Annotated in this window: 17 protein-coding genes; 11 read left to right on the forward strand and 6 right to left on the reverse strand. The window is 40.9% G+C overall.

Annotated elements, in window-relative coordinates; genetic code table 11:
- The first annotated feature begins 85 nt into the window (after positions 1-85).
- On the forward strand, positions 86-2,140 hold the full coding sequence (locus PING_RS03340; protein ID WP_041765886.1) for a S9 family peptidase: 2,055 nt from the start codon (positions 86-88) through the stop codon (positions 2,138-2,140).
- Between the two features lie 143 nt (positions 2,141-2,283).
- Positions 2,284-2,883 (forward strand): DUF4202 domain-containing protein, encoded by a 600-nt coding sequence (locus tag PING_RS03345; protein WP_011769046.1) that lies wholly within the window; start codon positions 2,284-2,286, stop codon positions 2,881-2,883.
- 50 nt (positions 2,884-2,933) lie between these two features.
- Here PING_RS03345 and PING_RS03350 read toward each other — a convergent pair whose 3' ends face one another.
- The 3 genes from PING_RS03350 to PING_RS03360 all read right to left on the reverse strand — a co-directional run bounded on the left by PING_RS03350 (position 2,934) and on the right by PING_RS03360 (position 7,921).
- Entirely contained in the window at positions 2,934-4,715 is a 1,782-nt protein-coding gene (locus PING_RS03350) for a choice-of-anchor I family protein (RefSeq protein WP_041765889.1), read from the reverse strand.
- Between the two features lie 166 nt (positions 4,716-4,881).
- Positions 4,882-7,320, reverse strand: coding sequence for a cation:proton antiporter (locus PING_RS03355; RefSeq protein WP_011769048.1), 2,439 nt, complete (start codon positions 7,318-7,320; stop codon positions 4,882-4,884).
- Between the two features lie 118 nt (positions 7,321-7,438).
- Positions 7,439-7,921 (reverse strand): RNA recognition motif domain-containing protein, encoded by a 483-nt coding sequence (locus tag PING_RS03360; RefSeq protein WP_011769049.1) that lies wholly within the window; start codon positions 7,919-7,921, stop codon positions 7,439-7,441.
- Positions 7,922-8,698: 777 nt separating this feature from the next.
- Here PING_RS03360 and lepA point away from each other — a divergent pair.
- The 8 genes from lepA (at position 8,699) to PING_RS03400 (ending at position 17,797) form a co-directional block, all read left to right on the forward strand.
- Positions 8,699-10,495 (forward strand): translation elongation factor 4, encoded by a 1,797-nt coding sequence (gene lepA, locus PING_RS03365; RefSeq protein ID WP_011769050.1) that lies wholly within the window; start codon positions 8,699-8,701, stop codon positions 10,493-10,495.
- 199 nt (positions 10,496-10,694) lie between these two features.
- A complete protein-coding gene (gene lepB / locus PING_RS03370) occupies positions 10,695-11,600 on the forward strand; it encodes a signal peptidase I (protein WP_011769051.1) in 906 nt (301 codons plus the stop codon).
- The gene (gene rnc, locus PING_RS03375; RefSeq protein ID WP_011769052.1) at positions 11,597-12,283 is read left to right on the forward strand and encodes a ribonuclease III; all 687 of its coding nucleotides are present in this window, start codon (positions 11,597-11,599) and stop codon (positions 12,281-12,283) included. The genes lepB and rnc overlap by 4 nt, the downstream gene beginning before the upstream one ends.
- Positions 12,284-12,374: 91 nt before the next feature.
- Complete coding sequence (gene era / locus PING_RS03380; RefSeq protein ID WP_011769053.1) at positions 12,375-13,277, forward strand: GTPase Era; 903 nt, start codon at positions 12,375-12,377, stop codon at positions 13,275-13,277.
- A gap of 148 nt (positions 13,278-13,425) precedes the next feature.
- Positions 13,426-14,127: a DNA repair protein RecO gene (gene recO, locus PING_RS03385; RefSeq protein ID WP_011769054.1), complete on the forward strand. Its 702-nt coding sequence runs from the start codon at positions 13,426-13,428 to the stop codon at positions 14,125-14,127.
- Between the two features lie 21 nt (positions 14,128-14,148).
- Entirely contained in the window at positions 14,149-14,883 is a 735-nt protein-coding gene (pdxJ, locus tag PING_RS03390; protein WP_011769055.1) for a pyridoxine 5'-phosphate synthase, read from the forward strand.
- A 278-nt stretch (positions 14,884-15,161) separates the two neighbouring features.
- Positions 15,162-16,388, forward strand: a complete 1,227-nt coding sequence (locus tag PING_RS03395; RefSeq protein WP_157035299.1) for an aminotransferase class V-fold PLP-dependent enzyme — start codon at positions 15,162-15,164, stop codon at positions 16,386-16,388.
- 257 nt (positions 16,389-16,645) lie between these two features.
- Positions 16,646-17,797 (forward strand): glycerate kinase family protein, encoded by a 1,152-nt coding sequence (locus tag PING_RS03400; RefSeq protein WP_011769057.1) that lies wholly within the window; start codon positions 16,646-16,648, stop codon positions 17,795-17,797.
- A 115-nt stretch (positions 17,798-17,912) separates the two neighbouring features.
- Here PING_RS03400 and PING_RS03405 read toward each other — a convergent pair whose 3' ends face one another.
- From PING_RS03405 to PING_RS03415, 3 genes are read right to left on the reverse strand one after another with little or no spacing between them, the layout of a single operon-like run.
- Complete coding sequence (locus PING_RS03405) at positions 17,913-19,217, reverse strand: TRAP transporter large permease (RefSeq protein ID WP_011769058.1); 1,305 nt, start codon at positions 19,215-19,217, stop codon at positions 17,913-17,915.
- Between the two features lie 2 nt (positions 19,218-19,219).
- Positions 19,220-19,741 carry a TRAP transporter small permease gene (locus tag PING_RS03410; RefSeq protein ID WP_011769059.1) on the reverse strand — a complete coding sequence of 174 codons (522 nt, stop codon included), beginning with the start codon at positions 19,739-19,741 and terminating at the stop codon, positions 19,220-19,222.
- A 9-nt stretch (positions 19,742-19,750) separates the two neighbouring features.
- A complete protein-coding gene (locus PING_RS03415; RefSeq protein WP_011769060.1) occupies positions 19,751-20,788 on the reverse strand; it encodes a TRAP transporter substrate-binding protein in 1,038 nt (345 codons plus the stop codon).
- A 237-nt stretch (positions 20,789-21,025) separates the two neighbouring features.
- Between PING_RS03415 and paaZ the strand changes: the two genes are divergently transcribed.
- The gene (gene paaZ, locus PING_RS03420; RefSeq protein ID WP_011769061.1) at positions 21,026-23,077 is read left to right on the forward strand and encodes a phenylacetic acid degradation bifunctional protein PaaZ; all 2,052 of its coding nucleotides are present in this window, start codon (positions 21,026-21,028) and stop codon (positions 23,075-23,077) included.
- Positions 23,078-23,250 lie beyond the last annotated feature (173 nt).

Here is a 23,250-nt window from a genome sequence, read left to right on the forward strand (position 1 = left end):
CCTGAATGGTCTATCTCAACGGCAACCTTTCCCCAAACTCGGCTCAATGCTAATATTGTCACACTTACAACAAGCAGAGAAAATCATGAATTTAAAACTTAAACTGTCAGCCCCCCAAGCGCTAAAAAAAAACCACATTCATGAAATTCATGGTGATTTACGTCAAGATGATTATTTTTGGTTGCGTGATGATCATCGTCAGAATCAGCAGGTGATCGATTATTTAGAGCAAGAAAATGCCTTTACCGAGCAGGAGATGAGCCCCTTAGCTCCCCTGCAGACTGAGTTGTATGACGAGATGGTGGCACGGCAGGAGCCTGAGCTTGAATCTGTTCCTTATTTTAAACAAGGGTTTTGGTATACCGTCCGCTTTGCAGAAGGCAAAGATTATATGGTTTATAGCCGTAGAAAAGAATCGATGGCGGCCTCAGAGCAGATACTTGTCGATTGCAATGAACGTGCACAGGGGCTTTCGTATTATCAATTGGGTGATGTGACCCTATCAAGTAATTCAATGTTGATGGCATTCTCCGAAGATGTGGTTGGTCGCCGTCAATATACCTTAGGTTTTAAAAATCTTGAGACAGGTGAGATTCTAAATGATCTTATTGAAGATGTTTCTGACGTGGTCTGGGCAAATGATAATCAAACCGTTTTTTATGTTAAACAACACCCGGAAACCTTATTACCCTACCAGGTATACCGCCACAGATTAGGTGACAGAATAAAGGATGACGTATTAGTTTATGAAGAGCTGGATGATACCTTCTACGTGAGTCTTGACAAAACACGTTCCGAGCAGTATCTGGTTATTGCCATTGACAGTACCACCACCTCTGAATGTTTAGTGTTAGATGCTGATCAGCCGATGGGAGAGTTTGTCTCATTTTTACCCCGGTTACGCGGGCATGAATACAGTATTGATCATTTCCAGGAACAGTTTTATATTCGCACCAATAACAGTGGTAAAAACTTTGCTTTAAAAACATCGACTTTACTGATCAATCACAATGCAGATGCTTGGGTTACTATTATTGAAGCGCGTAACGATGTGCTGTTGGAAGGTTATGAATTGATGAAGGAGTGGTTAATTGTTGAAGAGCGTCAAGATGGTTTACCCCTGTTACGGCAGATTAATCATCAAACCGGTGAGTCAAAAACCTTAACGTTTAGTGATCCTGTCTATACCGTTTTTAGTCATTTTAATCCTGAAGCTAATACAGCTAAATTTCGCTATCAATATACCTCATTTACCACTCCCTCATCGGTCTATGAATTGGATTTAAACAGCGGTGAAACCATTCTATTAAAACAAAGCCAAGTAATGGGCGAGTTTGACAGTCATGACTATAAAAGCGAACGTGTTTGGGTCACCGCGCGTGATGGTGTACAGGTTCCTGTTTCTCTGGTTTATAGTAAAAAATTGTTTAATCACGAAAATCCAATACTTATTTATGCCTATGGCTCTTATGGCCATAGTTTAGATATTGGTTTTGATTCTTCAAACTTAAGTCTTCTGGATCGCGGTTTTGTGTATGCCATTGCACATATTCGAGGTGGAGAAGAGTTAGGACGGTCTTGGTATGAAGAGGGGAAGTTGCTTAAGAAACAAAATACCTTTAATGATTTTATTGATGTAACGAAAAGCCTAATCAGCACTGGTTACGGGTCAGAGGAGAAGGTCTTTGCGATGGGCGGAAGCGCGGGGGGATTATTGATGGGGGCAATAATTAACCAGGCACCGGAATTATATAAAGGGGTGGTGGCAGTGGTGCCCTTTGTTGACATAGTATCAACGATGTTAGACGAATCCATTCCGCTGACCACGGGGGAATATGATGAGTGGGGTAATCCAAATGAAAAAAATTATTATCACTATATGCTTTCCTATAGCCCCTACGATCAAGTGAAAGCCGTGGACTATCCTAATATGTTGGTGACCACCGGCTTACATGATTCACAGGTGCAATATTGGGAACCTGCCAAGTGGGTGGCTAAATTGCGCGCCTTAAAGACGGATCACAACCAATTACTTTTATATACGGATATGGAAGCCGGACACGGTGGTAAATCGGGTCGCTTTAAACACTTTGAGGATACCGCCAGAGAATTTGCCTTTATTCTTTCTTTAGTGAAATAAACGCCGCAGTGTGAGCTTGCATTCTTTGCCGTAGTGGTCAGATTAACTGCGCTGCTGCCGCTGCAACAGTATTATTTATAACTGGCAATCAGGGGCAATAGTCAGTTATTCTGAGCCTTTGCCACTTACTTTGGAGTAGTACTATGAGTCAACAAATCTTTGAGCAGGTCATTTCTTTGATCGATGCAGTAAACGGTGAAGATCCAAATAGGGAAAGCGCTGAGAATAAAGAATGGCCAAAAGAGTATCTCTATTCGCAGCGTATGTCAGAAATGCTTGCACGCTTTAAACCAGACGCTGATGATCTTTTGAAAATTGCGGTTCACGGGCAGCATATTCAGCGCTGGAAATCACCACGCAGTGACTACCCTACGGGTAAACAGGGATATCACCAGTGGCGAACAAATCTTTATACTTTTCATGCTGAAAGTGTCGCAAGCCTGATGGTCCAAGCCGGTTATGATGACACTGCATTAGAGCGCGTCAAAAATGCAGTGAGTAAAAAATCCATTAAAATAAACCCAGATAGCCAGTTAGTTGAAGATATTGCAAGCTTAGTTTTTATCGAGCATTACATGTTAGCTTTTGCTGAAAAACATCCTGAATACTCGCAGGAAAAATGGATCGGCATGATTAGCAAAACATGGAAAAAAATGTCCAATGACGGACATCAATTTGTACTGGCAGGTAACATAAAATTACCCGCACCTTTGCTGGAATTGATTCATCAGTCGATTGGATAACAAATAACTGCATAAATAAGGTAAGCGCAGGCACTTACCTTATATCATTTTTATTTCGCTAATGAATCAATACGATAGAAGCTTGTTGTACCGCTGACTTCATTACCGACAATAAGAATAGGGTTGTTAGTGGGGCTGTCTTTAGCGGCCACAAAACGGAAACCTTCGGGTCCTAAATCACCGGCATCGACGTTATAGGTCTTTACGTGATTGGCATCTTTTGCAATATTATCTTTGGGATCCACGCTCAAATCCCGGTTATTAAGATACTGTACAAACTGTGCATTAGCAGGATCAGAAATATTATAAACCATAATGCCGCCCATTCGCTCAAGGCCAATAAAGGCATAAGTTATCCCATCAATAATACCGGTCGTTAAGGCTTCAGGCTCAGGGCCCTTTTTGCCACTACGATTCTCAGCTTTGTTTTTACTGTGGGTTTGGTTGAAATTAGCACCGTATTTCTGTGCGGTAATGCGTTCAAAATCACTACCTGAATCAAAAATCAATTGCTCTGCATCGACATTCCAAATGGAAAATGAACGTCCACCAAAGGTCAGTATGCGATCAATTTTTCCATCAGCATTTAAGTCGCCAAATTGTTTAGTGGCAGAGTGAGAAAATTTAAGCGTTTTAACCGCATCTTGGTAAATACCCCCTTGCTGAAAATTGCTTAAATCCAACCTGTTTTGCTGATCCGAAGGTTTATAAATACCACCGTCAAAGGCATCTTTTAATTTAATATCATCGCCACAGGCTTTGTCTTCCAAATTAAAATAATAATCACCCGCTTCACAATCAGCTATAGATAAATCAGTTAGCCAATCACTGCGATCATCTCCTTCGTTCGCTGTCAGTACATAATCAGTTCCGCCAATAGTGACCACGGCAATGGAATCCGGCTGATACATGCCTAGGGCAGGTTCATTCTTAAGCAAGGCTTGTTTGTCTTTGTTATTACCATCCAACTCATTACCCGATTGTAAATGATCTTTAAAACCTAATGCCATTATTTTTTCAATAGACTTATCAGCCAGATTAATTACTGCAATGGCGTTATTTTCCTGCAAACTCACATAGGCCTTGGTTGAGCTTTTATTTATTGCAATATACTCGGGCTCTAAATCCTGTTCCACGCTTGCTTGAAAACCATTTAATACCAACTGTTCGGGTAATTCATTAAATCGCGTACCTCCCTGATTAAATTCATGGAAATTAATCCGTGTCACCGTCGTTTTTAATGTATTTTTTTGCCAGTCGATATCAATGACTGCTATTTCACCCACGGGATCTAGCGCATAATTTTTATCCGAAGGTTCACCTTCAAGAGCCACCACTAACTGTTTACCATTTGCGCTGAAGGTCACCATATCAGGGAGAGCCCCAACATAAACAGCATCAATATATGTCAGGTTTTGGGTGTCATAAAAGGCTACCCAGCCTGTATCTGTTTTATTTTCGGCTTCAATGGCGACAGCAAGCAATCCATCAGACACATCAACACTATTAGCGGCACCTGCTTGTTTATTAAGATGTTTTTGTATATCAGCACCAATATTTAAGCTGCTCAGTAATGTTGGTTTATTAATATCAGCACTGCGAACAACATCGACTTTGCCCGACTCCGCATTAACCACAAAGGTATTTTGCGTTTTTTTGTCGTAAGTCACAATCTCAGCAGCACTTTCATCAAAGATGTTCGAGTGATAACGACCTTGCTCAACTAATTGAATAGTTTGTTTTTTTTCAATAAGATTAGTTTGCGGTGGAGTCGCTGAACAAGCGATAAGTGTCGTTGATAAAATAACGGAGGTTAAAATATTAAGTTTCATAAAATCTCTTTGCATGGCTGGAATTAGAAGTTAGCCACTTTTATACCTGACTAATATGACAGACAGATGAAAATAACATTAATAGAGTCAACGTTTATGGGGCGCAAGCAGTTACTTTTCTGCGTCTGCGCTGCAGGATGATTTTTCTGTAGAAGAGAATAGAGACTTATTCCCGGTGGTTTTGGTGGGTTAAGTTGCTGTCAAACATTTTCTCAAGTTGTTTATCTTGTACAATGACTTTTTTTAAGTGTTCTATATTTAACCAGATAAGTTCAACAGGGGTTATCGCTTTTGCACTGATCTTAAAGCGATGGGTTAGAAAAGCATCAATACCAATCACAGCGCCTGTTTCAACAATCTCTTCATGAGTACTGCTCATTAATACGACCTTGCCATGTAAAATTAAGGCGATTGAGTCTGTACTTTTATTTTGATGACAAATCATCTCGCTATTATTGTAAATTTCCCGTATGGCTAAGCGACTAAGGAGAAATAGACTTTTTTCCTTGACGTTTTTTGTCCATGGCATTAAAGCTAACTGTTGACTGATTTGTTTGGAGCTAATGCTATGAGGTGGTTTCGCCAGATGTATTATTTTATACTCTATTTCCTCCGTCAGTTTTTTAGCTTCGCTCTCATCAAAGACCCCCTCGGCGATTAACTCATTCAAATAAACACGTTCTAAATGAAGCAGTAATCTATGTGCAGCATAGGTTTCCAGACTGTAGGATAGTGCGGGAAAATTTTCTCTGATCTTTTGAATATATAAACGAGTGTGTTTTTTATTGTCCTCAATTTCCTGCTCCACTAATTGTCTGTCCTGCTCTGAAGGGGACAGTGACTGCAGATGTTTTTGGATCTCTTCCTGCCCTTGAATAAAGCCGCGGGCAGTATCATAACTGAGTGATAAGCGTTCAAATGAAAAATTGACCACTATTTTATTTAACAAGGGGATGTGATAAAACCAACGTATATAATAGGGGGTTTTCCAAGACTCAAAAAGTGTCTTGCGGGGCGAAATTTCAGCATTACCATCTAAGGCAAATTCAACTGCGGTGACCAAGTGTTTGGTTGCCTGTCCGGTTAAGGCTCCTTGGCTAAATTGTGACCAATAAAATTGTCTTTCAGTTTCTAATAAACGGTGCCTGAAAGCGACCAGAAAATCAGCTTCCTGCACCGCGCTGATGGGTTGAGCTTCTTGGAGGGGCTCAGTTAAGCTTTTCCAATCGGCACGTTGTAAAAATTCGTTTTTTTGCAATAAAAGTAAGTCATTTGTCAAATGTTGTTTAATGCTTTGCTGCGCTTTTATCAGGCTGGCCTGTTTCGCTTCGGGTAATTTATCTAAACCAAAATACCGCAATAGCAGGCTCATGCTGCTTGCGTTTATAAGAATAGTTAATACCACAATACCTGCCGTTAAAAATAAGATTTGATCACCCAGTTCTTTTGGTAAGAAGTTATCCTGAGCAATAATCAGAGCTAATGCTAAAGAGACCGCTCCCCGCAATCCGCCCCAGATAACAACAATCGCTTTTTCTTTGCTGATACCCGCCTGTTTTAAGATCGGCATAAAAGTGAATACCGTCACCGCCCGTATAAGTTGAATGCCAATATATAACCCCGCTAAGGTGACCCACCATTCCCAGTTGTCCAAACGGATCCGCGAGGCGATAATAATACCCACTAAAATAAAAATAAGCGTATTGGCAATGTGCGCCATCATTTGCCAAAAGTGATGTAAAAAAACACTGACGCCAGGTGAAATGCGGGTGCGTCCTACGCTTGCAACCAGCACTCCTAAGCTCACTACAGCGACAACCCCAGACACATGAAATACATTTTCCGCAATAAAATAAGCAATATACGCGGCCGAAATAGTCAGGGTTATTTCAATGATTGCCTGATTAAATAGACGCCCAATCCAAAATAAAAATACTGCCCCAACTGCTAAACCAGTCAACAGGCCTAACAATACCACTGAGATAAAACTGCTTGATATTGCCAGAATATCTAAATCAGCCTCTCCTCCTGAGGTTAATAAGCCATAAAACAGGCTGAATAATACAATGGCGGTACCATCATTTAATAATGATTCTCCTTCAATCAGGGTTTCCAGGCGTTTTCGTGAACTGATTTCTTTTAATAAGGAGACAACGGCAACAGGATCCGTTGCACTGATCAGGGCACCAAATAAAAAGCACACTGTCCATGACCATTGCCAGGGAAAAAGATAGAAGGTTAAAACAGCGGTTAGCGCGGTGGAGAAAATCAATCCGGGTACCGCTAATACCATTATCTGTTTGATCATACGTTTAAACAGATGGGGATCCATGGAAAATGCAGATTCAAAAATGAGCGTGGGTAAAAATAATAATAGAATAAGGTGCGGATCAACCTGTGCCAAAGTGCTTAGTGCACTGTTTAATCCGGGTAAATTCGCCTGTATGTGCTCTGTACGCCCATAGAGACCAAGGCTTAGGCCAGCTAGCAATAAAATAACACAATAGGGGGAGGAGAGTGTTTTGGAAACCGATTTTATCAACGCACCAAGCAGTAAAGATAAAATAACAAAGATCACCATTAAGACACTGCTGTCTAAATGCATATCTAACTCCTTAGTGTAAAGGGGGTATTCGTCTCGCTTTTAGGGGCTCTGATGATAATCGATGGTGGCAACAAAGCATAAAAACGCTCCAAAGAGCGTTTGAAATGTCACTTTAAATTTAAAGAGGCTTATCTGATGTTGGCGCTGATTCTGCTTGAGGAGCTCGTTCGTTTGCTTCGCGAACTTTTAAAGAACGTTCTTGGAACTCAAATTCATTTAATGCATTGATTGCATTATTAGCATCTTTTTCAGGCATTTCGACGAACCCAAAACCACGACGTTTGCCGGTGTGTTTATCTTTCATTAAACGTACTGAAAGAACCTGACCATGCTCAGAAAAAAGAGACCGTATCGCCATTTCATTTGCCCGATAAGGTAAGTTACCTACATAAAGAGTTGTGGTGGAAAAATCACCTTCACTGACCTCTTTTTTAGGACTAACAGATTTTTTTGTACCACGAAATTGAAGCGCTATTCCGCTGGCTAATGCGCCGATTGCGAATAAAAATGCGCCATCAATTGTTAACTGGGATAGTTTAATCACAGCAAAACCTACAATCGCAATGACGATTGAAAGCAACACGGATGTGTTTGATTTCATAATAAAATAACCTCAAAGATAAATAGAAAAAATAATGAGTGTGGAGTTACCAATAGTTTAAATTAAGTTGTTGCTTCGCAAACGTTGCGTTCCGATTTAATACCCGCTTATTTGGTCATAATCGCACCTCTAAAATGGGTATTTCCCAGAAGCGCGTAGCCAGTATCACTTAATTTAATTGGTAATCTCTTTCTTTGGTGTTTTTGGCTTGACAAAAATGTCCTATACCCGGCCAGCAACCATACTTAAAAAAGCAATTACATTGTAAGCTAAATTTAACAATTAAGTTAATTCTTTAACAATATTAGATTTTAATTTGATCATTGTAATGCCATTTTGTGAAATAGAACACGTTGAAAATAGCTGATTGGCAGTCAAAGACTGATTATCTTGTCTAAAAACAAGATGTTGTTTATCAATATGGCAAGGTTTTTTTGTCTATCAGTGCACTTTCGAGCAACAGCTTAAGGCTTTTAGAAGGCGCTCAACGGCTTAAAAGTAAAGGTTAAGCTCAGTGGTTCTCTTCATTAATCAAGCCACCAGTTTTTAAACGGGGTGATTTTCTTCGCTATTGTTAATGTTAATAATAAGTTTTTTTCTCGTTACTCGGCAGGGAGCTATAAAGATAGCGATTGTAGGATAAATTCGATAGAATACCCTGTAATATACACCCAAATCACTTATCAATGCAGATTAGCGTGTTTTTAGGTGTTATCGTGGTAAGCACGGCATGAGCTAAACAGCTGGCATGCAACTAAAAAGGTATTTAAAGGCTTCATGAAAAATATTCGTAACTTTTCGATTATCGCCCATATCGACCACGGTAAGTCGACTCTTTCAGATCGTTTAATCAATACTTGTGGCGGCTTAAGTGACCGGGAAATGGAATCTCAAGTATTAGATTCAATGGATATTGAGCGCGAGCGTGGCATTACCATCAAAGCGCAAAGTGTCACCTTAGATTACCACGCAAAAGACGGTGAAACATATCAGCTTAACTTTATCGACACTCCCGGACACGTTGATTTCGCTTATGAAGTATCGCGCTCATTAGCCGCCTGTGAGGGTGCCTTATTAGTGGTGGATGCAGGTCAAGGTGTTGAAGCGCAAACATTGGCTAACTGTTACACCGCGATGGAAATGAACTTAGAAGTGGTGCCGATTTTAAATAAAATTGATCTACCCGCCGCAGATCCTGATCGTGTGGCCAAAGAGATTGAAGATATTATCGGTATTGATGCGGCTGATGCGGTGCGTTGTTCTGCAAAAACGGGCGTTGGTATTGATTTGGTATTGGAAGAGATTGTTCGTTGTATTCCACCTCCTGTGGGCGATTTAACCGGACCGCTGCAGGCATTAATTATCGACTCATGGTTTGATAACTATCAGGGTGTTGTCTCATTAGTACGTGTTATGCACGGCCAAATTAAAGTGGGCGATCGCATGAAAGTGATGTCTACTGGGCAGGTTAATCCGGTTGCTAAAGTGGGTTACTTTACACCCAAACAAAAAGAAACCGGCATTCTAAAAGCGGGTGAAGTGGGTTATGTTATTGCGGGTATCAAAGATATTTTAGGTGCTCCCGTCGGTGATACTTTAACCATTTCAGGTCATGAGGCTGCGAAAGCATTACCCGGTTTTAAACGTGCTAAACCTCAGGTTTATGCGGGACTATTTCCGGTCAGTTCCGATGATTACGAAAACTTTCGTGATGCATTAGCGAAGTTAAGTATTAATGATGCTTCACTCTTTTATGAACCAGAAAACTCCTCTGCATTAGGATTTGGTTTCCGTTGTGGCTTCCTCGGTTTATTGCACATGGAAATCGTGCAAGAACGTTTGGAGCGAGAATACGACCTGAATCTTATTACCACTGCGCCAACGGTTGTTTATGAAGTCGAAACAACTAGGGGTGAAGTGCTCCACATTGATAGCCCCGCTAAGTTCCCGGCGATGAATGATATTGAGGAAATCCGCGAGCCCATTGCGGAATGTAATATTTTAGTGCCGCAGGAGTACTTGGGTAATGTCATCACACTTTGTGTTCAGAAACGCGGTATGCAAACCAAAATGGTCTATCACGGTAAGCAAGTGGCGTTAACTTACCATATTCCGATGGGCGAGGTTGTAATGGACTTTTTTGACCGTTTGAAATCAACCAGTCGCGGTTATGCCTCGCTTGAGTATAATTTTGTTAAGTTTGAAGCGGCCGATATGGTCCGCGTTGATGTCTTAATCAATAGTGAACGTGTGGATGCCTTAGCGTTAATTACGCATCGTGCAAACTCTGAAAGCTATGGGCGTGATCTGGTGGATAAAATGAAAGATCTCATTCCTCGCCAAATGTTCAATATTGCATTACAAGCTGCTATTGGAAGTAAGATTATTGCCCGTTCTACGGTTAAACAGTTGACTAAAAATGTATTGGCAAAATGTTACGGTGGTGATATCAGCCGTAAGAAAAAATTGTTGAAAAAGCAAAAAGAAGGTAAAAAACGCATGAAATCTGTGGGTAACGTAGATATACCGCAGGAAGCGTTTTTGGCTGTATTGCACATAGGTAAAGACAAATAATTGCATTTTCAACAAGGCAATAAAAGCATAATGCGCCGGTTTTTAATCTGCGCATTTTTGTGTTTTTAAATCCCCAATCGTTGTCAACACTGCGATTGACTGACCAGTCATATTAGTTAAACCGATATTGAACCAATTGATTCAATTATGTCCGCTTAAATAATGTGATTTTGACATACCCATTTTTATAGGAATTAACATGGCAAATACTTTTGCTCTTATTTTAGTTATTGCAACCTTTGTAACCGGTATTATTTGGATTATAGATAAAATAAAATGGGGACCTGCACGACGGGCCGCTCAAAAGGCTGCACAGGAAAAAGCGACGGTTAAACTTGATGAAGAGGTGCTTGCGACCATTCATCCTGAAAATGTAGTGATTGAAAATGCACGTTCACTTTTTCCAGTGATCCTGATTGTTTTTATACTGCGTTCGTTTATTTATGAGCCCTTTCAAATTCCATCTGGATCGATGATGCCAACGCTTTTAGTGGGTGATTTTATACTGGTGGAAAAATTTTCCTACGGTGTAAAAGAGCCCGTATGGCAAAATACCTTAATCCCCATGGGCAAGGTAAAACGCGGTGATGTTGCCGTCTTTAAATACCCGGAAGATATCCGTGTTGATTTTATCAAACGTGTTGTCGGTCTACCTGGGGATCATATTGTTTATAAAGATAAACAGTTATATTTATGCGCAAGCGAGCCATGTGCTTCATACAAAGCGTTAGAGATGAATTTTATCGGTGAGCAGGAATTCGTTGATGAAGAAAGCACAATGCAGGTTTACAACGAAATGTTAGGCCAAGTGGCACATCAGATACTGATTAACCCAATGCGCATTGATCAACCTGCCCGTTATTACCAACAGCCCGAGACTGTCGCTTATGAGTGGATTGTGCCAGAAGGGCATTATTTTATGATGGGTGATAACCGTGATAACAGCAGAGACAGTCGTTACTGGGGATTTGTGCCGGAACAAAATTTAGTCGGTAAAGCCGTTGCTATTTGGATTAGTTTTGAATTTCAGCGTAGCAGCCGCAGTATTCTCCCTTCTTGGGTCCCAAGTGGTGTGCGTTTTGACCGAGTTGGTGGGATAAAATGATGATCAAACAGGCAGAATTAAAACGTTTAGAAAGACGTGTTGATTATACTTTTTCAGATTTTTCACTGCTTCAACAGGCATTAACCCATCGCAGTGCCTTGGGAAATCATAATGAGCGTTTAGAGTTTTTAGGTGACTCTATTCTAAGTTATGCTATTTCAACAGATCTTTATGCTCGTTTCCCAAAGGTCGACGAGGGTGACTTAAGCCGCATGCGGGCAACCTTAGTTTGCGGAAAAATGCTGGCTGAAATTGGACGAGAATTCCAACTCGGCGATTGTTTGATTTTAGGGCCGGGAGAATTAAAAAGTGGTGGCTTTCGACGCGATTCGATTATCGCCGATGGTGTAGAAGCGATTATTGGTGCCGCTTTTTTAGATTCAGATATTGATACGGTCAAAAAACTCATTTTAAAATGGTTTGATAGTCGTTTAAATACAATCGAGCCTGGTATCAGCCAAAAAGATCCTAAAACCCGCCTGCAGGAGCATTTGCAGTCCCGTAAACAGCCTTTACCGATTTATGAGGTGCTGGAAATTAAAGGTGAAGCGCATAATCAGCGTTTTACCATGAGCTGTTCAATAGACGGTTTAAAATCAGTACAAGGACAGGGCACCAGTCGTCGTAAAGCAGAACAAATAGCGGCAAATAAAATGTTAGATAGCTTATCAGGAGCTAAATAATGATCCAGAAATGTGAATGTGCTGCACTGGCAGAACGTCTTGAAATATTAATAGAAATCAATGTTGAATTTCTAATGTTGGGAGAAAAATAATGACTCAAAAATGTGGATTAGTGGCAATAGTGGGTCGTCCTAACGTAGGTAAATCAACCCTTATTAATGCTCTTTTAGGGCAAAAAGTAAGTATTACGTCGCGTAAAGCGCAAACCACCCGTCACCGTATTTTAGGTATTGATACCGAGGGGGATTACCAAACTATCTTTGTTGATACGCCAGGGCTTCATATCGAAGAGAAACGTGCGATTAACCGCTTAATGAACCGCGCAGCATCAAGCTCAATCAATGATGTTGAAATGGTCATTTTTGTTGTTGAAGGCACACATTGGAATGAAGATGACGACATGGTACTGAGTAAGTTTAAGTACTTAAAATGTCCGGTTGTTTTAGCGGTTAATAAGATTGATAACGTCGAAGACAAAGAATTATTACTGCCACATTTAGAAGCACTGGGTAAACGTTATAACTTTAAACATATTTTACCTATGTCGGCTAAAAAGGGCGATAATATAGAAAAAATTCGGACCTGGGCAAAAGAAGTGCTGCCAGAATCGGAGCATTATTTTCCCGAAGACTACATCACGGACCGTTCCTCACGCTTTATGGCATCAGAAATGGTCCGTGAAAAATTAATGCGTTTTCTAGGTGATGAACTGCCTTATTCTGTCACGGTAGAAATCGAGCAGTTTAAGCAGCAGGCCAATGGTGTTTTACACATTAATGCCTTGATCTTGGTCGAACGGGAAGGTCAAAAACGCATGGTTATCGGTAATAAAGGTGAAAAACTGAAAGCCATAGGTAAACAAGCGCGTATTGATATGGAAGAATTATTTGATTCAAAAGTCTTTCTGGAAATTTGGGTCAAAGTTAAATCAGGTTGGGCTGATGATGATCGCGCCCTGCGCAGTTTAGGTTATGGTGATGATTATTTAGGTTAGTCAGGTGAAAGGCTGTCAGCTTTTAGCCTTCTGCCGACAGCCGATAGCTGATAGCTGATAGCCGACAGCTGATAGCCGACAGCTGATAGCCGACAGCTGATAGCCAACAGCTGACAGCTTCTCGCCCGCCACTTTCTGAGGTTATTGAATGTCCATTGAGTGCCACAATGCTTTTATTTTACATCGACGTCCTTATCGGGAAACCAGTCAGTTAATTGATCTTTTCTGTCAGGACGTTGGTAAAGTAAGCCTGGTTTATAAAGGTGGGCGCAGTAGTACGCGTATGAGACGTGGTACGGCGCAACCTTTTACTCTATTGCAAGTCAGTTATTTTGGCCGCGGCAGTTTAAAAACAGTTAAATCCTTTGAAGCGCAAACCCAAGTTGTCCCATTAGTCGGGCAGCGACTTTTTCTGGCGATGTATATCAACGAATTATTGTATCGTTTATTGCAGGCAGAAACGGCCTGCGATGGTTTATTTGAGTGTTATCAGCAAACCTTATTAGCTATTGCCGGCGCTGTGGATCCGCAAATAGCATTGCGTCTTTTTGAGTTGACACTGATTGAAACCTTAGGTTACGGGGTTAATTTTAGCGAAGATATTTATAGCGGTGAATTAATTGAAAGCGGTTACGAATATCAATATCAGCATCAAGCAGGTTTTTTTGCTAAACAAGCTATTCATAAACAGCATGACGTTTACAGTGGGCAGGATATACTTGCATTAGCACAACGTGATTTTTCAAATCAAAATGTCTTAAAATCAGCAAAACGATTTTGCCGGCAAGCATTAGCTAATCTCTTAGGTGGCAAACCATTACATAGTCGGGCACTCTTTACGGCTAAATAAACAATAAAGGATAATTTGTAAATGAGTCAAATTTTACTTGGCGTTAATATCGATCATATCGCAACATTACGTAACGCTCGTGGTACTTGTTATCCTGAGCCTGCTCATTTAGCGGCTATTGCCGAGTGTGCCGGTGCCGATGGTATCACTATTCATCTGCGTGAAGATCGTCGCCATATTAATGATCGGGATGTCGCAGTACTTGCACAAACGCTGCAAACGCGGATGAACTTGGAAATGGCGGTAACCGATGAGATGGTCGATATTGCGCTAAAAACAAAACCCGCCTTTGTGTGCCTGGTACCTGAAAAACGCGAAGAGCTAACCACTGAAGGTGGCTTAAATGTGGTTGCTTCATTTTCTAAAATTGCCTCTGCCGTGAGCCGGTTAAATGCGGCCGCTATTCAGGTATCATTATTTATTGATCCTGAAAACGCGCAAATTGATGCTGCGATTAAAACCGGTGCCGCTTATATTGAGCTGCATACGGGGAAATATGCTGATGCGCCGTCTGAAGATATTCAACAGTTTGAGTTAATGCGCGTCGCAAAAGCGGCAACTTATGCAAGCCAAGCGGGTATCAAAGTGAATGCCGGGCATGGTCTTAATTACCATAATGTGAAACCTATCGCAGCATTGCCTGAAATTATCGAGCTTAATATCGGGCATGCGATTGTGGCCCGTGCGCTTGTTGATGGTTTTGGACCTGCAGTTGCAGAAATGAAGCGTCTGATGGTTGAAGGCCGTAACGGCTAAATAATACCAAATCCATTAATTTTCTGTTCATTTATGCTGGTTAAAACACATACTAGCTAGACATAAAACTACGTTTTAGTCTTTGTGCTTGATTTTATAATTAGAACAACTAGTTACTGCAATCAATGCCTTGCTTTTATGCGTTTTCCCGGCGCCTAAATAGATCACTTAATTAGTGGAATTGGTATACAACAATTAGCTGAATATTATGCAGTACTTGTACTGAGGGTATCATCGCGGTATTGTTTTTTGTTACGGAATTAAAAGGTGAAATAATTTTGTCAAACTCTTCTTTTTGCGTTTATCAAATACGTCAGCATTTTCCGATTCTAGATCAAATGATTAATGAACATCCTTTGATCTATTTAGATAACGCGGCGACGACCCAAAAACCCCAAGCTATGGTGGATGCCATTGCTGCATATTATTTGCGTGATAACGCCAATGTACACCGCGGCAGCCATCATCTGAGCCTTCGCGCGACGGCCGCATTTGAGGGCGTTAGAGAGACCGTAAAAACATTTATTAATGCCAAAAACACAAAAGAAATCATCTGGACAAAAGGCACAACGGAAGGCATTAATTTATTAGCCAATGTATTATCTAAAGGCTTGAAAGCCGGTGATGAAGTCATTATCAGTGCATTGGAGCACCATGCAAATATTGTGCCCTGGCAAATGCTGGTAGAATCACTGGGTATCGTTTTAAAAATCATTCCATTGACCCTGCAGCAGGATTTAGATTTAAAGAGTTACCAGAAACTATTAAGTGCAAAAACCAAAATTGTATCGGTCACCCATATCTCCAATGCATTAGGCGTTATTAATCCTATTAAAGAGATAATAAAACTGGCTCATCAGGTTGGCGCTCAGGTTATTATTGATGGTGCCCAGGCAGTTGGGCATTTAATCGTTGATGTAAAGGATCTTGACTGTGATTATTACGTTTTTTCCGGCCATAAATTATTTTCCCCAACAGGAGTAGGTGTTTTATACGGCAAACAGCACCTTTTAGAAGCCCTACCTCCCTGGCAGGGTGGCGGAGAGATGATTAAAACGGTGAGTTTTGAAAAAAGTACTTTTAACCAATTACCTTTTAAGTTTGAAGCGGGTACGCCTAATATTGCCGGTATAATAGGGATGGGTGCAGCCATTGATTTTATCCGTGTTTTTAACCGCCAGGATTTGATTGATCATGAACAGTCATTATTAACTTTCACGGAAAAAGCGTTATTAGAGCTCCCTGCTATCACTGTTTTTTATGAAGGCGGAGTTAAGTCTGGTGCGCTCAGTTTTGCGGTTAAAGGTGAACACCCAAGTGATATTGCGATGTTATTAGATGCGCAGGGTATTGCTGTGCGCAGTGGAATGCATTGTGCTATGCCCCTAATGGCGGAACTTAATTGCAAAGGCACCGTAAGAGTCTCATTTTCAATTTATAATACCCATGAGGAAGCTGAGCGTTTTATTGAAGCGCTGAAAAAAATATTGGAAATGTTAGAGTAAGTTTTTATCGGTTAGCCGACTTCAAGCCCTTTGCCGTACTGATTGATGCGGCTTATTTTTTATTCCTTGCCCCTTTTGTATGCTGTACCGCTTCTTCAAAATTTTTATCGCACCCGACTTATTTAAAAAATCACTTTTGGCCATGGCTGTGGCAAGCTGGATCGCGTTATGCCAAGCGAGGACTTTTTGTGTTAAATTCTAAGCTGTCTTTTTAGTTTATTAAAATTAGCCCGGTCATAAGAGGAATAGGTGAAATTATGAAAATTGTTATCGCACCCGATTCATTTAAAGAATCGCTTTCAGCCATGGCTGTGGCAACCTGCATCGAAAACGGTTTTTCGCAAATTTTTCCTGACTGTGAATTTATCAAGATTCCTCTGGCTGACGGCGGAGAAGGGACTGTTGATGTTTTAGTTGATATGCTAAAAGGGAAAAAACAATATAAAGAGGTAAAGGGGCCTATTTCCGGTAATGTTAATGCTGTCTGGGCTTTGCTTAATGATGGTCAATCTAAAACGGCATTAATAGAAATCGCGGCCGCTTCCGGTCTTGATTTAATTACTCCAGAACAACGTAATCCGCTGATAAGCACCAGTTTTGGTACGGGTCAGATTATACTTCAAGCACTGGATTCAGGCGCTAACAAAATAATCATTGGCTTAGGGGGCAGTGCAAGTAATGATGGGGGAGCGGGTATTTTACAGGCCCTTGGTGGGCAATTATTGAATGCACAAGGTAATCAACTGACCATTGGCGGGGCGGCGCTTGAAGGCTTAGCGGCTATTGATTTAAGCAAGCTTGATAAACGCTGCGCCGATGTTGAATTTATTGTTGCCTGTGATGTATCAAATCCTTTAACTGGAGATAATGGCGCAAGTCGCGTTTTTGGACCACAAAAAGGGGCAACACCGGAGATGGTTGAGTTACTTGATAGTGCCTTAAGTCATTTTGCCGATATTGCTGCGCAGAGCACCCATATCAAGCAGCAAAAAAGTGCCGGATTTGGTGCGGCAGGCGGCGCACCATTGGGTTTGTCCTTAGCCTTTAATATTAAAATTCAAGCCGGTATTGATATGGTACTGGATATTTTACAGGTGGATGATGTATTACAGGGGGCTGATTTGGTGATCACTGGAGAAGGGCAGATGGATAACCAGACGCTTAATGGTAAAACGCCTTATGGTATTGCTAAACGCGCACAAGCGCGAGGTATTCCCGTGATTGCGATTGCCGGATCCTTAGGCACTGAAGTGGAAGGCTTATATGAAAATATTGGCAGCATATTTGGGACAGTGCGTTCAGCGCAGCCTTTAGCGCAGGTATTAAGTGAGGCAGAAGGGAACTTAACGCGCACAGCAAGAAATATTGCTGCAACCTTATTAATAGGAAATGAAATTTATCTAAAATAATAAGCGGTTTTGATTAAAAATTTTCCGCAGAGTTATAAAAAGAAGAGTGATATTTTAAATATCACTCTTCTTTAAATTAAAGTTAAAAAAGGAGATCTTTCACTTCTTAATTAAGCTAAGCGCTATACAGCATCTGTGGTAACCAAAGTGATAAAGCAGGAATAAAAAGTAATAATAAAAGACGAATAATATCAGCACACCAAAAGGGGGTTACGCCTTTAAAAATGGTACTGGTTTTAATGTCTTTAATCACACTGCTTAACACAAATATATTTAATCCTACGGGTGGAGTAATCAAACTGATTTCAGTCACAACCACCACCACAATACCAAACCAAACAAGGTCAAATCCCATTGCTTGCACCAGTGGATAAAACACCGGGATGGTTAATAACAGCATCGATAAACTTTCAAATACTGTCCCTAACAAAATATAAATACCCAGTATTGCCAGCATAACCATAATCGGCTCTGCACCAATAGAGGTAATTAGATTAACAAGTTCAGCGGGCAAGCCGGCGCGATTAACAAAATTTGAATATATTAATGCCCCAATAATGACACCAAACAGCATGGTAGTTGTACGGGCAGTTTCAATAAGGATATCGCGCAGAATCACAAAGGTTAATGACCGGCGATAAAGCGCAATAACGAACGCGCCCCCGGCACCAATTCCCGCGGCTTCCGTCGGTGTAAATATACCGCCATAAATTCCGCCCATAACAACAATAAACAAACCTAAAATAGACGCCACGGAGCGAACCGCATTCCATCTTTCACTTTTACCCATCTTATCTCCACAAGGCCCAGCCTTGGGATTACGCCAAACAACAAAACGTATTGCCAGCATATAAAAAAGTATACCTAATAGACCGGGAATAAAGCCTGCTGCAAATAAATCTCTTATGCTTTGTTCGGTCATCACACCGTAAATAATTAAAATGACGCTGGGTGGAATTAATATTCCTAACGTACCGCCAGCGGCAATTGATGCGGAAGCCAAACCATCGGAATAACCGTATTTACGCATCGGTGGCATAGCAACTTTTGCCATTGTCGCAGCTGTCGCAAGGCTTGATCCTGATATTGCAGAAAACCCCCCACACGCGGCAATAGTCGCCATTGCAAGACCGCCTCTCTTGTGTCCTAAAAAGGCATAACAAGCACGATACAGTTCCTGGGATAATCCGGCTTTGGTAATAAAATTCCCCATTAAAATAAACAGGGGGATAACAGAAAGACCATAAGATTGAGAGGTATCTATTAAACGGTTAGCACTGATTGACAGTGCCCCGCCAAAATTCCAATCGCCTAACGCTGAATAACCAATGAAACCAACAATCCCCATTGCAAAAGCAACGGGCATTCTCAGTAAAATCAATACCATTAACGCTGTGAATCCAATTAATGTAATTAGCATGCTTATCCCTGGTTTTTATATTGTTTATTAAGTGTTTCAGTTAAAACCAAAACAAGCGAGGTAATAGCTGTTAACCAACATGTTAACGCAAGGAAGTAAGTCAAGTAATAAACAGGTATTTCCAAATACAGCGTTATTTCATGATAACGCTGTGAACGTTCGGCAAGACCCCAAACCTTGCCACCTATAACAAAAAGACTCGTTGCAATAGCGATATTAAATACATTGTCACGAAATGTTTTAACCTTTTTCGGAATAAAAGAGTCCATAATGTCGACACTTATGTGCTCTTTACGCCATGTAATAATAGGCAGTGCAGAAAAAATCAAGCACCCGAGCAGGAGCCGAGTTAATTCTACACTTCCAATAAGAGGAGCAGAGAATAGATAGCGGCCAATAACATCGATACAGGTTATGGTCATTAATCCAAACAATACAAATGCAGTCAACAATTTGAGACATTTATCTAAAAACTCAGCGCCAACTTCCCAATATTTAATCATGTTTCCAATAAAAAAGGTCATATAACAATCCTATAAATCAATTGGTTGATAGTTCTCAGCTTCGTTTCTAAATGCCTTTAATGCGGCTTCTGCATCAACGCCTCGACTATTGGCTGATTTAATCCACTGCTCATCCATTCCTTTGATTTTTTCATTAAAATAGGCAATATCTTCTGCCGATGCGTCAATAACTTGACTGCCACTTGCAATGATATCTGCTTCGCCAATTTTATCAGCTTCAGCCCATGATCTGCCTGCAAGCGCAGATAAACGCTCTCCTGAAACGCTTCTAATCGCTGCTTGATCTTTTTCTGAAAGTCCATCCATAAAGTCAGGGCTTAAAAAGATACCAAATGAGCCAAGATATAAACCACCAGGTATTTTAAGAGTATAAGGTGCGACATCTTTAAACCGACCGACTTTCATCATATCCATTTGCATAAAAATACCATCAGCAACACCTTGAGAAAGCATCTCATATGCCTTGTTGGCAGGCGCATTCACGCCAATAATACCCAGGCGTTCGCCAATTTCACTCGCAGTACCACCGCCGACTCGAATTTTTTTATCTTTAAGTTCTTTAATTGAAGCTATCGGAGTGGTTGTATGAATTTGGGCTGGACCATGAACAAAAAGCCCCGCAACCTCAACACCATCATACTCGCCTGATTTTTGGAAAAATCTTTCGTTAATTCGCCAATGAGCGACAGATGCAGCCTCTGCGCCAACATCAGCGCCTGGCAGTTCTGCCATTTGCGGCAAAAGAAAGCGTCCGGGTAAATACCCGTGGAAAGTCCAAGATGCAGCAATCGCGCCATCTTCAACGAGATCAATCAAACTTTTAGGATGACCCACATCATACTCAAGTTTAATGGTGACTCGGCCATCCGTTGCCTCTTCAATCCAATTGCCCCAAGTAGGAAGCACATTTTGATTCATTGTATGAGTCGGACTTAGCCATGTCCCAACACGCAGTACATGCTCAGGGCCAGATGCCCATGACATGCTTGAAAAACAGACGTAGGTGACAAATCCTGTGATGCTGGTTTTTAACAGATTATTAAACATATTATATCCTTTAAGTTTTAATGTTGAAATAATATGACACAGGAAATATTAACAAGCAAAATAATAGAGTCATTTTTGTTTGTAAAATGTAGCGTAAATGTTACATTTGTGATCAAAGGTAACAATTAGACGAAAACGAAGTTTTAACGTTCAGATGAAAAATAAGTTTTAACCTTAAAAAGTGACAACGCACAATAGGGCAATAAGATTTCATTCATAATCAATAGGAATAAAATAATGCAGAAACTACACAGTTACGTTATGGGAAATTGGTATTACGGAAAAAACAAACCGCGAGTAACGTCTAGCGCACTCACTAATGAAGGACTTTATGAGCTGGACAGTTCTGGTATTGACAATGCGGCAATGCTTGAATACGGTAGAAAAAAAGGCAGTAAAGCATTGGCTTCAATGACATTTCTTGAACGAGGAAATATGTTAAAAGAGGTTGCTAAATACATACTGGCTCATAAAGAAGAGCTCTATGCACTGTCGGCACAGACGGGTGCAACACGTGTTGATTCATGGGTCGATATTGAAGGTGGCGCTGCAACTTTTTTTAATAATTCAGGTCTTGCTAATCGCGAATTACCCAATGAAACCATCTGGGCAGAAGATGATTTAATCCCGCTATCTAAAAGTGGCTCATTTGCAGCACGACATATTCTGACTTCAAAACCGGGTGTCGCAATCCATATCAATGCATATAATTTCCCCTGCTGGGGTATGTTAGAAAAGCTTGCCCCAACCTGGCTTGGTGGAATGGCTGCCATTATTAAACCCGGTTCTGAATCTGCATTTTTAACCCAGGCCATGGTTAAAATGATCGTTGAGAGCGGTCTGGTACCAGAAGGGGCCATTCAAGTTGTTTGTGGATCTGTTGGTAATTTACTCGATTGTGTTGATTATCAAGATGTCGTCACTTTTACAGGTTCAGCTAAAACCGGGCACATGTTACGAGCAACAGATAATCTGATTAAAAAATCAATTCCCTTCACCATGGAAGTTGACTCTATAAACTGCGCTGTCCTTGGCGATGATGTCACCATTGACTCACCCGAATTTAAGTTGTTTGTTAAAGAAGTTTGTCGTGAAATGACCATTAAAGCAGGACAAAAATGTACTGCTATTCGTCGTGCAATGGTGCCGTCCCACCTGCTTAGTGAAGCACGTGATGCAATAAAAATACGCCTTGAAAGAATAGTGGTCGGTGACCCAAGTATTAAAGACGTTACTATGGGACCGCTTATTAGTCAGTCTCAACTTGATGATGTTAAAGAAAAAGTAGCTTTACTAAGCCATGATTGTGAGATTGTTACCGGTGGTGATATGTTAAATTTCACGCCACAAGGCTCTGAAAATGGCGCTTATTTCCCACCCACATTATTAGTCTGTAATGAACCTCAAGCATCGACAACTATTCATGATGTTGAAGCCTTTGGCCCTGTTTGTACATTAATGCCATACCAGGATCGTGATTCTCTTACTGAGTTAATTGCCCTGGGTAAAGGCAGTCTTGTTGGCAGTCTTGTGACAGCATCAGGCAGCTTTGCATCAGAAATGGTAAGCCGAATCGGTCATCTGCACGGGCGCTTGCATATCCTAAATGCCGAATCATCTAAAGAATCGACAGGTCACGGCTCACCACTGCCGATGTTAATTCATGGTGGTCCTGGCCGTGCCGGCGGCGGGGAAGAAATGGGCGGGCTACGTGGTATTAAGCACTATATGCAACGTACTGCTATTCAAGGATCACCAACCATGATTGCGAGTGTAGGCAAAGAATGGGTTCGAGGCGCGCAAACAACAACCGATCTCGTCCATCCTTTTAAGAAATATTTTGAAAATATTGCCGTTGGCGAAAGCTTGAAAACCGCACGGCGTACCATAACAGAAACTGATATTGTTAACTTTGCCTGTTTAAGTGGCGATCATTTTTATGCGCACATGGATGATATTGCAGCAAAAGAATCGATGTTTGGTCAACGGGTTGCACATGGTTATTTTATTATTTCCGCCGCTGCTGGTTTATTTGTTGAAGCCGCTCCTGGTCCTGTTTTAGCAAACTATGGTATGGAAAGTCTCAGGTTTGTTGAAGCGGTCGCAATTGGCGATACTATTCAGGTAGTATTAACCTGCCAAAAGAAAACTAAAAAGCGCCAGAAGCTCGAAGAGGACACGCCTCAAGGTGTGGTTGCCTGGGATGTAGAAGTCACTAATCAACATGGTAACCCCGTTGCCCTTTATACAATACTAACCCTTGTCGCGCGGGAAAAGGGAGACTTTTAATGATTATCCCCAACAGATAATTATTATTTTAAACAGCTAATCATTATCGATTAGCTGTTTTTTTTACTTCAAAAAAAATATTAAAAACCGCCTCAATATTATCTCCCCCTTCTAATTACACTCAAAGTGTTAATTAAATGTTAATTTAAATCAATTAATGTGATCTTAAATGT

Source organism: Psychromonas ingrahamii 37 (genome assembly GCF_000015285.1).
GTDB lineage: Bacteria > Pseudomonadota > Gammaproteobacteria > Enterobacterales > Psychromonadaceae > Psychromonas > Psychromonas ingrahamii.

Excerpts from the sequence above, each read along its gene's own strand:
- PING_RS03340 (WP_041765886.1), top strand. The coding sequence starts at position 86 with ATGAATTTAAAACTTAAACTGTCAGCCCCCCAAGCGCTAAAAAAAAAC.
- PING_RS03345 (WP_011769046.1), top strand. The coding sequence starts at position 2,284 with ATGAGTCAACAAATCTTTGAGCAGGTCATTTCTTTGATCGATGCAGTA.
- PING_RS03350 (WP_041765889.1), bottom strand. The coding sequence starts at position 4,715 with ATGAAACTTAATATTTTAACCTCCGTTATTTTATCAACGACACTTATC.
- PING_RS03355 (WP_011769048.1), bottom strand. The coding sequence starts at position 7,320 with ATGCATTTAGACAGCAGTGTCTTAATGGTGATCTTTGTTATTTTATCT.
- PING_RS03360 (WP_011769049.1), bottom strand. The coding sequence starts at position 7,921 with ATGAAATCAAACACATCCGTGTTGCTTTCAATCGTCATTGCGATTGTA.
- lepA (WP_011769050.1), top strand. The coding sequence starts at position 8,699 with ATGAAAAATATTCGTAACTTTTCGATTATCGCCCATATCGACCACGGT.
- lepB (WP_011769051.1), top strand. The coding sequence starts at position 10,695 with ATGGCAAATACTTTTGCTCTTATTTTAGTTATTGCAACCTTTGTAACC.
- rnc (WP_011769052.1), top strand. The coding sequence starts at position 11,597 with ATGATGATCAAACAGGCAGAATTAAAACGTTTAGAAAGACGTGTTGAT.
- era (WP_011769053.1), top strand. The coding sequence starts at position 12,375 with ATGACTCAAAAATGTGGATTAGTGGCAATAGTGGGTCGTCCTAACGTA.
- recO (WP_011769054.1), top strand. The coding sequence starts at position 13,426 with ATGTCCATTGAGTGCCACAATGCTTTTATTTTACATCGACGTCCTTAT.
- pdxJ (WP_011769055.1), top strand. The coding sequence starts at position 14,149 with ATGAGTCAAATTTTACTTGGCGTTAATATCGATCATATCGCAACATTA.
- PING_RS03400 (WP_011769057.1), top strand. The coding sequence starts at position 16,646 with ATGAAAATTGTTATCGCACCCGATTCATTTAAAGAATCGCTTTCAGCC.
- PING_RS03405 (WP_011769058.1), bottom strand. The coding sequence starts at position 19,217 with ATGCTAATTACATTAATTGGATTCACAGCGTTAATGGTATTGATTTTA.
- PING_RS03410 (WP_011769059.1), bottom strand. The coding sequence starts at position 19,741 with ATGACCTTTTTTATTGGAAACATGATTAAATATTGGGAAGTTGGCGCT.
- PING_RS03415 (WP_011769060.1), bottom strand. The coding sequence starts at position 20,788 with ATGTTTAATAATCTGTTAAAAACCAGCATCACAGGATTTGTCACCTAC.
- paaZ (WP_011769061.1), top strand. The coding sequence starts at position 21,026 with ATGCAGAAACTACACAGTTACGTTATGGGAAATTGGTATTACGGAAAA.